Annotated in this window: 14 protein-coding genes; 10 read left to right on the top strand and 4 right to left on the bottom strand. The window is 64.3% G+C overall.

The window, feature by feature from the left end:
* Positions 1–74: 74 nt before the first annotated feature.
* The 10 genes from QMG61_RS15560 to QMG61_RS15515 all read left to right on the top strand — a co-directional run bounded on the left by QMG61_RS15560 (position 75) and on the right by QMG61_RS15515 (position 8482).
* A complete protein-coding gene (locus QMG61_RS15560) occupies positions 75–662 on the top strand; it encodes a DUF305 domain-containing protein (protein WP_283495248.1) in 588 nt (195 codons plus the stop codon).
* Between the two features lie 180 nt (positions 663–842).
* Complete coding sequence (locus tag QMG61_RS15555; RefSeq protein WP_283495247.1) at positions 843–1208, top strand: BlaI/MecI/CopY family transcriptional regulator; 366 nt, start codon at positions 843–845, stop codon at positions 1206–1208.
* A complete protein-coding gene (locus tag QMG61_RS15550) occupies positions 1205–2272 on the top strand; it encodes a M56 family metallopeptidase (RefSeq protein ID WP_283495246.1) in 1068 nt (355 codons plus the stop codon). Before QMG61_RS15555 ends, QMG61_RS15550 begins: the two co-directional genes overlap by 4 nt.
* Positions 2273–2383: 111 nt before the next feature.
* Entirely contained in the window at positions 2384–3358 is a 975-nt protein-coding gene (locus QMG61_RS15545; RefSeq protein WP_283495245.1) for a cytochrome c biogenesis CcdA family protein, read from the top strand.
* On the top strand, positions 3355–4029 hold the full coding sequence (locus QMG61_RS15540) for a peroxiredoxin family protein (RefSeq protein ID WP_283495244.1): 675 nt from the start codon (positions 3355–3357) through the stop codon (positions 4027–4029). The genes QMG61_RS15545 and QMG61_RS15540 overlap by 4 nt, the downstream gene beginning before the upstream one ends.
* Positions 4026–4301, top strand: coding sequence for a glutaredoxin family protein (locus QMG61_RS15535; RefSeq protein WP_283495243.1), 276 nt, complete (start codon positions 4026–4028; stop codon positions 4299–4301). The genes QMG61_RS15540 and QMG61_RS15535 overlap by 4 nt, the downstream gene beginning before the upstream one ends.
* 1 nt (position 4302) lies before the next feature.
* Positions 4303–4473 (top strand): hypothetical protein, encoded by a 171-nt coding sequence (locus QMG61_RS15530; RefSeq protein ID WP_283495242.1) that lies wholly within the window; start codon positions 4303–4305, stop codon positions 4471–4473.
* Between the two features lie 80 nt (positions 4474–4553).
* Positions 4554–5219, top strand: coding sequence for a thioredoxin-like domain-containing protein (locus QMG61_RS15525; RefSeq protein WP_283495241.1), 666 nt, complete (start codon positions 4554–4556; stop codon positions 5217–5219).
* Between the two features lie 103 nt (positions 5220–5322).
* Positions 5323–5805 carry a DUF4395 family protein gene (locus QMG61_RS15520; protein ID WP_283495240.1) on the top strand — a complete coding sequence of 161 codons (483 nt, stop codon included), beginning with the start codon at positions 5323–5325 and terminating at the stop codon, positions 5803–5805.
* Positions 5806–6007: 202 nt separating this feature from the next.
* Positions 6008–8482 (top strand): HAD-IC family P-type ATPase, encoded by a 2475-nt coding sequence (locus QMG61_RS15515; protein ID WP_283495239.1) that lies wholly within the window; start codon positions 6008–6010, stop codon positions 8480–8482.
* A gap of 15 nt (positions 8483–8497) precedes the next feature.
* Here the strand turns inward: QMG61_RS15515 and QMG61_RS15510 are convergent, their stop codons facing one another.
* The 4 genes from QMG61_RS15510 to QMG61_RS15495 all read right to left on the bottom strand — a co-directional run bounded on the left by QMG61_RS15510 (position 8498) and on the right by QMG61_RS15495 (position 12807).
* Positions 8498–9556: a sensor histidine kinase gene (locus tag QMG61_RS15510; RefSeq protein WP_283495238.1), complete on the bottom strand. Its 1059-nt coding sequence runs from the start codon at positions 9554–9556 to the stop codon at positions 8498–8500.
* Between the two features lie 331 nt (positions 9557–9887).
* Positions 9888–10592, bottom strand: a complete 705-nt coding sequence (locus QMG61_RS15505; protein ID WP_283495237.1) for a response regulator transcription factor — start codon at positions 10590–10592, stop codon at positions 9888–9890.
* Positions 10593–11079: 487 nt separating this feature from the next.
* Positions 11080–12000: a glycoside hydrolase family 16 protein gene (locus QMG61_RS15500; protein ID WP_283495236.1), complete on the bottom strand. Its 921-nt coding sequence runs from the start codon at positions 11998–12000 to the stop codon at positions 11080–11082.
* A 174-nt stretch (positions 12001–12174) separates the two neighbouring features.
* Positions 12175–12807, bottom strand: coding sequence for a TetR/AcrR family transcriptional regulator (locus QMG61_RS15495; protein WP_283495235.1), 633 nt, complete (start codon positions 12805–12807; stop codon positions 12175–12177).
* Positions 12808–12828: the final 21 nt, after the last annotated feature.

Genomic DNA, 12828 nt, shown 5'->3' with positions numbered 1-12828 from the left:
CCCCCGGGCCGTCGATTTCGTGGTGATGAGCCCGATCGATCCCCCTGACTACCTCAACTGAATGGATTTCTGCCATGACTTCACTCCGCTTCCCATTGGCCGCCGCAGGCGTCCTCGCCGCCGCCCTGGTTCTCTCCGCCTGCTCGACCGGCTCGACCGACTCCGCGACCGCACCCACTGCATCCGCACCGGCGGCGTCGAGCGCCAGCTTCAATGACGCCGACGTGTCCTTTGCCATGCCCATGATCGAGCACCACAATCAGGCCATCACCATGGCCGAAACAATGCTCGCCAAGACGGGGGTCGATCCCCGCATCACGAGCCTCGCCCAGCAGATCAAGGACGCCCAGGGCCCCGAGATCACCATGATGGACTCCTGGGTCACGGCCTGGGGTGCGACCGATGACAGCATGCCGGGAATGGACATGAGCACAGGCTCAATGTCCGACGCAGACATGTCCGCGCTCGACTCGGCAACCGGTCCTGCCGCGGACAAGCTTTTTCTCCAGCAGATGATCCAGCACCACCAGGGAGCCATCGACATGGCCACAGTCGAGTTGAAGTCCGGTGAGAACCCGGATGCCCGAGACCTCGCCACGAAGATCATCGCTGACCAGACCGCGGAGATCGCGAAAATGCAGGCCATCCTCGACACCATGTAGCTCGCCACGCGGCAGGAAGTGTGCGGCGCTCATCACACCGGGATTCCGGCCGGCGTGGTGAGCGCCACCCTGGTTCACCTAATCTGCTTAGGTAGCTAAGCTGGGCAGGTGACTGTTTGATGCTGCTGTCCGGCGGCCGCAGGCAGGCGACACTCTTGACACCTAAGAAGGGGATCGACCATGCCGAAGTTCGGCGATCTGGAAAGCGCGATCATGACCGAGGTCTGGGCGGCCGACGGCCCCCTGCTCGTACGCGAGATTCTCGATCGCCTGGACCGGGGCTTGGCCTACAACACGGTCCAGACCGTGACCGAGATCCTCAGCCGCAAGGGCTGGCTCGAGAAAGAGCGCGACGGGCGCGCCTTCCGCTATGCGGCCACGGCGACGCAGAGCCAATACGTGGCCGGTCTCATCCAGGAGGCGCTCTCCTTCTCCGAGGATCGCGCGGCCGCCCTCGTTGGATTTGTCGAAAGCATGCCCGGGGACGAAGCTGACGAACTTCACGCACTGCTGGCCAAGGCGCGTGAGGGAAGCAGCAGTTCGTGACCATCGCGCTCATTCTTGCCAGCTATGCGCTCGTGCTCTCCCTCGCCGTTCCTCCTCTGCTCCGGCACGCGGCCTGGGCGGATCGTGCACCCCGCCTCGGCATTGCAACCTGGCAGGCCCTGACCGTCGCGGTCGTCGGCTCCCTCGCCCTGGCCGGATCGGCCTGGGCCTTCCCCGTTGCCGGCCTCAAAGGCAAGGGAATGGGCGAACTTCTCGCGGCGTGCGCAATGGCGCTCCGCCAGCAATACTCCACGCCCATCGGAGCCGCGGTCGGGTTCGGAGGCGCCCTGCTGGCGGTAATCGTCGTGACGCGGTGCCTCTGGTTCCTGGCCGCGACAGGCACGCGGATGGCTCGGGAACGGAACGCACACCGCCGGGTTCTGGATATGATCGGTCGCCCCGATCCCGAGCGTGGAATTGTCATTCTGGACTCTGCACGTCCCGCCGTGTACTGCATGCCCGGATTGCACCGGCGCACGGTCGTAACAACGGCTGCCCTGCACGCGTTGAACGAGGACGAACTTACCGCGGTGCTGGCTCACGAACGTGCACACCTCACCGAACGCCATGACCTGGCCCTGGCCTTCTCCATGGCCCTGGCGGCCGCGTTCGCCGGGTTGCCCCCTTTTCGCATCGCAGCTGACGAGACCGCACGTCTGGTCGAGTTGCGCGCCGACGACGTCGCCTCTGCGCGCACCCACCGGTTGACCGTCGCCGCCGCGCTGCTTTCGGTTGTCTCCGCAGCCCCGCACACGGTGCCTGCCGCGGCCCTCGGTGCCGGCGGCGCGGGTGCGGGCGCCCGCGTTCGCCGGCTCCTGCCACCCCGTCGGCCTGTAGGGCGGTTCCCGGTCGCCGTACTGTCCCTCGGCCTCGCCCTTGTCCTCGCCGCTCCCGCACTGGTTCTCGGCGTGACGGCCGCTACGACCGACGACCATGCCCTCTGCCCGACCATTCCCGTCGCAGTGAGCGCGTCACTCGGCGCTCAGGCACGCGTGCCAACCAACCCGCAGAACCATGTCGCTTGTGCCGTCGACAGCATGGACGAGCCCCGCATCACCAGCTGACGCTCAGCTTCGGCTGGTCCATTAGACAATTTCGCCTCAATCACCTAATCTCCTAAGGAGATTAGGTGTCAAAGTCCGTGCTGGTCACGGCCGAGGTAAAGGCGAAACAAAATGGAAAATCTGTTGTTCGGGGGCACCCTGCTCGCCGCGTTCCTGGGCGGTCTTGTCGCCCTGCTCGCCCCGTGCTGCGTCTCCGTCATGTTGCCCGCCTATCTCGCATCGGGCATGCGGCGGCGCTCAGGCATCGTCGGCACGACACTCGTTTTCGCGGCCGGGGTCGCCACCATCATTCTGCCGATCGGACTGGGCGCAACGGCACTCGTCGGGCTGATCGCGGGCCAACACACCCTCGTCTTCACGATCGCCGCAACGGCGATGCTGATCGGAGGCGTCGCGATGCTCGCCGGCTGGAAACTCCAACTCCCGATGCTCGCCGGCCGGGTCCCCACCGGCAACGGCCTGGGATCCACCTACGGCCTCGGGGTGTTCTCCGGTGCCGCAAGTTCATGCTGCGCCCCCGTGCTGATCGGCGTGGCCGTGCTCTCCGGAGCCACCGCCTCGTTCCCGGCAGCACTAGCCGTTGGCCTGACCTACGTTGCTGGGATGGTCGCCCCCCTGGCCATCCTCGCCATCGTCTGGGACCGCAGGGACTGGAGCGCGAGCAAGTGGCTGCAGGGCCGCCAGATCACCCTGCACCTGGGCCGATTCAACCGCACACTGGCCGTCGGCAACTTCGCGTCGGCACTCCTGCTTCTCGCCATGGCCGGCCTCACCTACTTTCAGGCCGCCGTTGGTCCCGGCACGACCACAGGCTGGGTCGCCCAGTTCGGCGCGGATCTCCAACATAGCGTGTCGGTCGTGACCAAGGCCCTGGCCTGGCTGCCCGGTTGGCTCGTCGCGATCCTCCTCCTCGCGGGCTTCGGCTATCTGGTCTGGCGAGCCACCCGACGACCTGGTCCTGATGCCCCAAATCCGCGAGTAGATGAGGCCGATCAGGCGGATGAGGCCGCCGCTCTCAACTCGAGCTGTTGCACCCCCGCTCCCACCGATCAGCCTGCATCTGTAGGAAAGGAAAACACGAAATGAGCTCCGCACAACGAGACAAGCGCGATGCACCGTCACTCACCTCCCGGCGCCCGAGTTGGTTTGGCTGGATCACCGGTCTTCTGATATTCGGAATCGTCCTGGTCGGCCTATACAGTGTGTTCGCCACCGCCAACCCGGCGACGACCGCTGCGGCATCGGGGGGCACTTCACGATCGGCATACGATGTCGGCACCCCCGGGATCGGGCAGGTCGCCCCCGGCTTCACCTTGGACGACAACGCCGGCGGACAAGTCTCCCTCGCCGACTACTCCGGCGAGAGCGTGCTGCTCTTCTTCCAGGAAGGTCTCGCCTGCGAAGCGTGCTGGAGCCAGATCACCAGCCTCGAAGCCGAGGCCGCGAGGCTCAAGGACGCGGGAATTGACGCCATTGTGTCGATCACACACGACCCGGCGCAACAGACCGCCCGGAAAACCTCGGACATGGGCCTCACCACACCGGTGCTCTCGGACCCGGACCTCGCCGCCTCCAAGAAATATCGGACCAACGAGTTCGGGATGATGGGCACCAGCACGAATGGGCACAGCTTCATCCTCGTCGGGCCCGACGGCACGATCACATGGCGCGCCGACTATGGCGGAGCCCCTGAATACACCATGTTCGTGCCTGTCGACCAGCTGCTGCTCGACCTGAAAATCGACACCAAGGCATGATCAGGTTGACCCTTCTCACCCAGAACGATTGCCCCTCCTGCGTCGCCGGCAAGAGGGTGCTGGCCGAGCTCGCTGAGGAATTCACTCTTCACGTCGACGAGGTCGACGTGAAGAGTGAGGAGGGTCGCGCCCTCGCGCTCCAACAGCGTCTTGCGTTCACCCCCGGGCTCATCACCAACGGCCGGCTCATCGCGCACGGACGGCTGTCCAAACGGGCACTGCGACGTCACTTCACGAAAATCACCACGCCTACAGGTACAGAAGGGTCCTAACTTGCAACCTGTTCTCTATCTCTATCTCTTCCTTGTACTGATCTGCCCCCTCGGCATGGGCCTGATGATGTGGTTGATGATGCGCGGCCGTGGACACCAGGAGGACAACGAGGGGTCAGCCGAACGTGACCTCGCTCGCCTGCGCGCCGAAGTTGCCGCGCCCATCACCTAAGCTGGTTCGGTGTCCTCCAATTTATTGCGGTAGACCATTGACCAACGGACGCGAAGACACCACTCGAAAGGACAACTCAAATGGCCCAGAAGCCCACCGCCCCCGAACCCACCATCAAAGAGCAGCGGGCGGCCCGCCGAGAGGTCAAGGTCGCAGCGCTCAAGCACGAACAGACTAAATCCCGCCGACGCCGCACGATCGCAATCACGGCCGGGTGGTCTGGCGCTGCAGCCATCATCCTCGTGGTCATCCTCGTCGTGACGACCAACGGAACCTCGAAGAGTCCGAAGACGGACGCCGCCGTGGATGGGGTGCAAACCTTTCCGAATCAGACGTCGGAGCACGTAACGGGCACAGTGGACTACCAGCCGCTGCCTCCAGTGGGCGGCGACCATTCGGCCGGTCTCCTCAACTGCGGAGTCTACTCCGAGGCCGTTTCCAACGAGGATGCCGTGCACTCTCTCGAGCATGGTGCCGTCTGGGTCACCTACGACGCTGCAGCGGTGACCGGCGACCAGCTTTCCGCCTTGAGGAAGAACATCCCCTCCACCTATGCGGTGCTCTCACCGTTCCCGGGCCTGCCGTCTCCGATCGTCGCATCCGCCTGGGGCGTCCAGCTCGACGTCAGCTCTCCGGATGATCCTGGCCTTGCCGCCTTCCTGGCCAAGTACCGGAGCGCCGCTACCGCGCCGGAACCGGGCGCGCCCTGCACCGGAGGCACCGAAGGACCAGGGAAGGTGTCCTGACCCGTCGATGAGAGGAATAGATCCTCTCCCGACAGGAAAACCAACCCGCGCAGCCCGACGTCAACGTCGGATCCACCGTGTTTTCCACCCAGAAGAAGGCGACATGGCAGTACTCACTGATTTCACGAAGAACAACCTGGATAAGCAAGGATTTGACGATCTGGATGAGGACGCCAAGTCCTGCTACGCGTGGCCGCTGCGATTCACGCCGGCAGTGGGAACCGTCCTCATCGTTGTCGGATTGACCTTGCAGTCGCCCACTTTTCTGGGAATTGGGGCAATCGTTCCGCTCACCGGGGCGCTCTTCCCCCGCGGCATGATTCTTGACCTGGTTTACAATTTGGGCATCCGACGTCTACTTCATGGGCCGGCGCTTCCACCCACGCCGACACCGCGACGGTTTTCATACCTGCTGTCCACCGTGCTGCTGGTGGGTTCTGCCGTGTCGTTCCATTACGGGCTGTCAGCGTTGGGATTCATTCTGGGTGGAGCGGTCGCGGTGGGAGGCACGATCCTCACCACCACCCATTGGTGCCTCGGGTCATGGATCTACCGGCTATTTTTCCGTCATACAGCGGCGCGCTAGAAGCTATTAACGCGGAGCGGAAGGTGGGCCGTACCGTGCTTTACGTGGCTTTCTCGCCCGGCCCGGCGACATCGTCACCGTCCGCGGCAGAACGGCTTGGGCCCAGTCACCACCGAACTCAGGGACGACAATCACCATGCGTCCAGCACAATTCCATGGCAGATTGAGCGGTATCGAACCAGGGCGCTGACGGGCGGGCCGAATGACTGAACAGGGACGGAACCTCGGGGCGGAAACACCCGACGATGGCCGGGCCCTCCGCGCCTCGGGCTCGCCGCAGCCGGGCGACGTCGGCCTCAGCCCGGATGAAGTGCGGAATCGAGTCCTGGCCGGTCTGGACAATCCGGCTCCCGACAAGTCGAGCCGAACCCTGGGTCAGATCCTTCGCGGCAACCTCTTCACCCTTTTCAATGCGGTTGTCGGCGGATGCTTTCTTCTGCTGCTTGCACTCGGGCAGTGGAAAGACGCACTTTTCGGTTTCGCCGTCATCGCCAATGTGCTGATCGGTGTCCTGCAGGAATACCGTGCGAAACGAGCCCTCGACCGGCTCACCCTCGTGCACTCGCCCGTCGCACGAGTCATGAGGGCAGGCTCCCCCGCCGATATCGCCGTGGCCGACGTTGTGCTGGATGACATTCTCTTACTTCGCGCAGGAGACCAAATACCCGCCAATTCCATGATTCTGGAGGCCGGAAGACTCGAAATCGACGAGTCGATGCTGACGGGAGAAGTCGAGGCCGTGGTCAAGCAGCCAGGCGACCAGGTGCTGTCCGGGTCGGGTGTCGTCGCCGGGAGCGGCACGGCCCGAGTGATCAGGGTCGGCGCAGACTCCTTCGCCCACAAGATGACGTCGGAGGCCCGTCGTTTCTCTCTGGTGAATTCGGAGCTGCGCAACGCGATCAATCGCATCGTGCGGTGGATCACCTGGGCACTGATTCCCCTGATGGCGCTGGTCCTGAACGGGCAGATGAAGGCCCTGGGCGGATGGACCGCTGCCATCGAATCCGGGTCCTGGCGTCAGGGCATAGTCAGCGCCGTGGCCAGTACCGTCAGCATGATTCCCCAGGGGTTGGTGCTCATCACCAGTGTCGCCTTCGCGCTCGCGGCGGTGAAGCTGGCCCGCAATCAGGTTCTCATCCAGGAACTCCCGGCGGTCGAGGGCCTTGCCCGAGTCGACGTGATCTGCCTGGACAAGACCGGCACCATCACCGAGGGCGACATTGCATTCGACGCGGCCTACGAAACCGTCGACGACGATGGCCCAGAGTGGAGAGACGTGCTGGGCTGGTTCGGGGCGGCCGCCGACGCCAACGCCACAGCCCGCTCCCTGCGCACCCACTTTGCGTCTTCAGGACGGCTCAACCCTCTGTCGACGGTGCCGTTCTCGTCGGCGAGAAAATGGAGCGCCGTCACCTTTGACACGGGTGCGGTCTCGGGGTCCTGGGTTCTCGGAGCCCCGGAAATGGTTCTGGGCCAGGGCCGCGGTGACGACGTCGATACCCTCGCCCGTGCCTCGGAGCTGGCACGCTCAGGGCTCCGGACCGTCGTTCTCGCACACGCCGCACAGTCGAAGGCCCCGGAACCGGACGGCGAGGAGCCGCTGCCCGATGGGCTTCGCCCCGTCGTCCTGATCACGTTGCGTGAGCATATCCGTGCGGACGCGCTGCAGACGCTGGCCTATTTCCGTGCACAGGGGGTCGGGCTCCGGGTTATCTCGGGAGACAACCCCAACACGGTCGCGGCAGTCGCCCGCCAGGTGGGCTTCGAATTTACGGGCGACGGTTACGACGCCCGAAACCTGCCGACGGATATTGACCAGTTGGGAACCATTTTGGAGGATCACCACGTCTTCGGGCGGGTGACTCCGTCCCAGAAGAGGGACATGGTGAAGGCCCTGCAACTTCGGGGCCACGTCGTTGCCATGACCGGCGACGGGGTCAATGACGCGCTGGCACTCAAACAGGCCGATATCGGTGTAGCGATGGGATCCGGATCTGACGTTACCAAGGCCGTGTCACGACTTGTGCTGCTTGACGGCGCATTCTCGCATCTGCCCGACGTCGTGGCCGAGGGGCGACGCGTGATCGCCAATATCGAACTCGTGTCCAAACTTTTTCTCACCAAGACGGCCTATGCCATCCTGCTGGCGCTGGCCTTCGGCGGGCTGCTCTGGGAGTTCCCTTTCCTCCCCCGCCAGCTCTCCGCCGTCGACGGCCTCACGATCGGAATCCCGGCATTCTTCCTCGCATTGCTGCCCAATCAGCGCCGGTACGTCCCCGGATTCCTCCGGCGCGCACTCGGCTTCGCCATCCCGGCCGGCGCAGTCGTCGCCGTCGTGATCCTGACGGTTGACGCGTACGCCCGTTTCAGCGTCGGTAACACCCAGGACGCCGCCCAAACGGCTTCGGCCCTCTCGGTCTCAATCGTCGGCCTCTGGGTGCTTCTCGTCCTGTGCCGACCGCTGGACCGAAGGCGCGCCCTGATCATCGCCGGCATGTACCTGGGGCTGCTCGGCTGCCTGGTCGTTCCTCCCCTCCGGGACTTCTTCGACTTCGAGCTCCCGAGTACCGACCTCCTTCTCGTGAGCCTGGGCGCGGCGATCCCGGGATGTCTGGGGATCGAAATGATTGATCGCATCCGACGACGCCGCGAAACGTCCGCGAGGCCGGCGTTGTGACACGCTGCCGTCTGGTCAGGAGCGGGATGGGCCACCGTTGAGTGCAAGCGGAAGCCGGACGAGGAATACCGCGCCGGCCTGAGAGTCCGACCGGTCTTCAATGCTGACGGTGCCGTGATGGTCCTGCACGATCTGCCTCACAATGGACAGACCCACCCCGGCCCCACCGCCCAGATCAGTACGGCTGCGAGCGTCATCCAGGCGCGTGAACCGCTCGAAGACTCGGTCTCGGTCCTCCGGTCGGATGCCGTCGCCGTCGTCCGTCACCGAGATCTCGGCCGACTTCTCGGTCGTTGTCAGCCGAATCGAGACGAGCGAGCGGGCGTGGTCACGCGCATTGTCGCCGAGATTGCGCAGCAACCGGGCCAGATCCCGCTCGGACCCCTCCACTCGGGCCGCACGTACGCCGTCAAGTTCAACGGCGGGCCCGCCCAACTCGCGCAGTCGATGCAGTTCCGACAAGACAAGATCGTCAAGATCGACAAGACCGGTGGAACCCCGCGGCGCACCCTCCACGCTGCGCGCGAGAAAGAGCAAATCATCGATCAACGCCGACATCCTGACGACCTGGCCGTGAACGTTTCCCAGGATGAGAGCCGAACCGGGGTCCTCCGGGTGGGCCAGCGCGACTTCCACCTGCACCTGCAGTGCCGCCAGTGGGCTGCGCAGTTCATGCGAGGCGTCGCCCACAAATTGACGCTGCCGAAGCGCGGCCCCCTCCAGCCGCTCGAGCATTTCGTTCATGGTCACCGCGAGGCTGGCGATCTCATCGGAGCTGTCGGGCACGGGCACCCGCTGGGATAGGTCTTCCCCGCCGATGACGGAGGCCCTGCGCCGAATGGCGTCGACCGGGCGAATGACCTGGCCTACCGCTCGCCACACCGCCCCCACGACGATGACGAGGACAAGGGGAAGCCCAATACCGAAGAGCGCGGCCAGGTTCCCCACGGCGGAATCGACCTGAATAGTCGACGTGGCAACGTAGACCCACCCGCTCCCGGTGGGCAGCTGCACCGGTACGGCGACCACTCGAAAGGGGCCGTCGCCAGCCGACAACCGGTCGAGGCTGAGCACCGTGGTCTCACTCGCGGATGGCGGCTGCGCCAGGATCGGCTCCTGCCCGTCAATATTGCTGGTAGCCGCAACCACGTCATTCGAGGCATCGACAACCTGCACCAGGGAACTCTCGGAACCCGTGTTCGTCACGGTAGGGCCCAGGTCCCCTGTGACCGCAAGTGACGCTACCGTCTGTGCCCGATCCGTGGCGACCGCGTCGAGGCTGGCGATGAGCGACTGCTGCAGGAGCATCACAAGAGTGATGCCACTGGCCAACAGTGTGAGTGCCACAACCAAGGACGCGGTGAGGGTCACCCGAAACCGGATCCCTGAATACCAGCGCCTCGGTTTATGCCCGTCGGATAGCATCGGCGCTCTCCTCGGCCGTGTCCATGAGTCGGTACCCGATCCCGCGAACCGTTTCGATGATGCCTCTCCTGCGGTTGTCGCCAAGTTTGCGACGCAGATACCCGATGTAAACCTCAATCACGTTCGAGTCGATATCCAGCTCCGAATCCCACACATGCTCGGCGATCGTATTGCGGCTCACCACCTGACCTTTTCGACGGATCATGAACTCTGCCAGTGAGAATTCACGGGCCGTGAGGGTGACCTCCTCCTCCCCGGACCAACAGCGCCGGGCCGCCGGGTCCAGCCGGATGCTGCCCGCCGTGAGCACGGGCTCGCGATCACTGGGCGCCCGACGCAAGAGCGCTCGGAGGCGAGCGAGCAAGACAACGAACGAGAAGGGTTTGGACAAGAAGTCATCCGCGCCCAGGTCCAGAGCGTCCGCTTCGTCGTATTCGCCGTCCTTGGCCGTCAGCATCAAGATCGGAACCGTTGAACCCCCCGCACGCAACCTCCGACAGACTTCGTAGCCGGATAACCCCGGGAGCATGATGTCGAGGATGATGACGTCGAAATCGTTCTCTTCTGCCATCCACAGGCCGTCAACGCCGTTCATTGCCGCTTCCGTCACGAAGCCCTCCGCCGTCAACCCGCGCTGCAACGCGTCGACCATGGCGGCTTCGTCTTCGACGAGAAGTACCTTCATCTGCTCTCCCTCAACCGACGAACCGGGACACGCGCCATCGGCACATTCAGCATCCCACCATTAGGTAAGGAGACGCTAAGCCTCGCCCGCTACCCGGCTCAGCTTGCTGCCGGCCGCACTCATCGGTCTCTTACCCGGCACGGGGAGAGTCGTGAACGTTCCAGTCAACCCATGCCAAGGACACACTCGGCTCCCCGGAAGCACCCGAATCCGAGTTCGCAGAAGGGACTCCGGGTACCGAGGCGGCCACACCGGACGATGGCAACGACGGTGGCCACGCTGACCCCGACGGCGTCGACGTCAACCATGAAGGTGGAGCCGGCGAGAAGTGTCGCCCAGAGTGGCCAGGGCAGGCAGATCCATACGAACGGTCATGGCCACCAGGTCTCCTCGGAAAGTGACGTAGAGCGGAGCACAAACTGGAGGCGGGCGGCCCCAAAAACTGGGCCGCCCCCCTCCCGGGGGAAGAGCCTCAAGGCTCCTCTATCTAAATGCTCTTATAGACCGAAACGTAGTCAACGAGCATGGGAACACCAGACTGGGTCAGCCCACCGGGACGCCCCGGCCAGCTGCCGCCAATCGCCACATTGAGGATGATGAAGAAGCCGTGGCCCGTGGCATTGGCCCACGTCGTGGCATCTACATCGCCCTGATTGACGGTGTGGTAAACAACGCCGTCCACGGACCAACGAATCTGTTCGCTCGCCCCACTGCGGTCCCACTCAACTCGGTAGACATGGAACGCCGACTGGCACGTGGTAACCAGGCAGGCCGTACTGCCGCCCAGACCCGTGGTCTCGTTGCACGCACCGCCGGGGCTCGTGCCGCAGTGCAACGTCGCCCAGACAGTGTTCACGCCGTTGACGTTCTCCATGATGTCAATCTCGCCCACCGAGGGCCAGTTCGAGTAGTTGCCGCGGAATGGAGCGCCGAGCATCCAGAATGCGGGCCAGTAACCTTGGGCAGCGGCCCCGGTGACGTTCGGCATCTGGATGCGGGCCTCGACCGCCAGAACCTTTCCCTGATCGGGCTGGAAGTCTGTGCGCTGGGTTTCGATGCGACCTGAGGTCCAGTTCTTTCGGGTGTCGCGGATGGGTTTGATGTTGAGGTTGCCCTTGCCGTCCTGGAACACGTTGGCCGTGGACGATGTCATTGTCTCCACCTCGCCTGTGCCCCAGTTGGCGGCACCTCCCGGATAGCTTGTGCCGACGTCATACAACCAGTTGCCGGTGTCGACGCCGGTTCCTGCCGCCCCGTTGAAGTCGTCGCTCCAGGCGAGCGTCCACCCCGGCGGGGTGGCCGGAAGCGCGGCCTGGGCGGATGTCGCAGCAGAAGGCACCACGGCGATGGCAACAGCAACCGTGGCCGCGACGACAGCGGCGACTTTGTAGTGTGAGCGTAACTTCATCGTTGAACTCGTTTCTTTGTGGAGCAAGAGAAAGCGCTCTCTCGAGCTTGAGAGAGCGCTCTCTCACTGTTTAGCACCCGTGTCTTGTGCCCGTCAAGCAAAGTGCAGATAGTGCCCGACCGGCCGGATACCAGGGCGCCCTCGCCCTGCTCGTCCTCGGCGGACCGTGGTGTCCTACCGGCTTGCTTGCCCGAGCGCGGCTCGCGCGATCGCCACATAGCGGTGCGCGAGTTCCTCAGGGCTCAGCGCGCCGTCGGGGCGATACCACTGGGCGACACCCGTGCACATGGTGACGATCGCCCGGCTGGTTTCTCGCGGATACTCGGTTGCGAAGAGCCCCTCGGCACTTCCTCGGAAAATGACGTCATCCACCATGCGCTGCTGCTCGTCCCGCGACGCGATGTGCTCCGCACGGGCGCTCTCCTCCAGACTTCTGATTTCACTCGCGGCGATGAAGGCCACGTCGCTGCGGTGCGCGTGAAAGAGCACCAGGCACTCCACCAACAGACGCAAACCCTCCTCGGCGGAGGTGCCCGCCTCGGTCAGGGCTGCCTTACTCCTGCGAAGTAGATCCTCCATCGCAAACTGCGCAATGGAGACAAGCAGAGCCTGTTTCGACGGGTAGTGGTGATAGAGGCCGGGCACGGAAAGTCCGTTTCGCTGCGCCACGGTGCGGATCGTCGTGCCGTGGTATCCGTGCTCGACAAAACAGTCCAGTGCCACCTTCAGGAGCGGCGGCAGGGCCGAGGCATCGTACTGTCGCCACGGAACCACGCTGTTCTCGATCGCACTCGACCGATCTTCCATTCCTGCTCCTCGCTCTCAGTG

Source organism: Cryobacterium sp. PH31-AA6 (assembly GCF_030063195.1).
In the GTDB taxonomy this organism is placed as follows: Bacteria; Actinomycetota; Actinomycetes; order Actinomycetales; family Microbacteriaceae; genus Cryobacterium.
This window is presented reverse-complemented; position numbering and strand designations above follow the sequence as displayed.

Coding starts and splice junctions, on each gene's coding strand:
- QMG61_RS15540 (WP_283495244.1), top strand. CDS start 3,355: ATGAGCTCCGCACAACGAGACAAGCGCGATGCACCGTCACTCACCTCC.
- QMG61_RS15500 (WP_283495236.1), bottom strand. CDS start 12,000: ATGAAGTTACGCTCACACTACAAAGTCGCCGCTGTCGTCGCGGCCACG.
- QMG61_RS15555 (WP_283495247.1), top strand. CDS start 843: ATGCCGAAGTTCGGCGATCTGGAAAGCGCGATCATGACCGAGGTCTGG.
- QMG61_RS15520 (WP_283495240.1), top strand. CDS start 5,323: ATGGCAGTACTCACTGATTTCACGAAGAACAACCTGGATAAGCAAGGA.
- QMG61_RS15535 (WP_283495243.1), top strand. CDS start 4,026: ATGATCAGGTTGACCCTTCTCACCCAGAACGATTGCCCCTCCTGCGTC.
- QMG61_RS15525 (WP_283495241.1), top strand. CDS start 4,554: ATGGCCCAGAAGCCCACCGCCCCCGAACCCACCATCAAAGAGCAGCGG.
- QMG61_RS15495 (WP_283495235.1), bottom strand. CDS start 12,807: ATGGAAGATCGGTCGAGTGCGATCGAGAACAGCGTGGTTCCGTGGCGA.
- QMG61_RS15545 (WP_283495245.1), top strand. CDS start 2,384: ATGGAAAATCTGTTGTTCGGGGGCACCCTGCTCGCCGCGTTCCTGGGC.
- QMG61_RS15505 (WP_283495237.1), bottom strand. CDS start 10,592: ATGAAGGTACTTCTCGTCGAAGACGAAGCCGCCATGGTCGACGCGTTG.
- QMG61_RS15515 (WP_283495239.1), top strand. CDS start 6,008: ATGACTGAACAGGGACGGAACCTCGGGGCGGAAACACCCGACGATGGC.
- QMG61_RS15560 (WP_283495248.1), top strand. CDS start 75: ATGACTTCACTCCGCTTCCCATTGGCCGCCGCAGGCGTCCTCGCCGCC.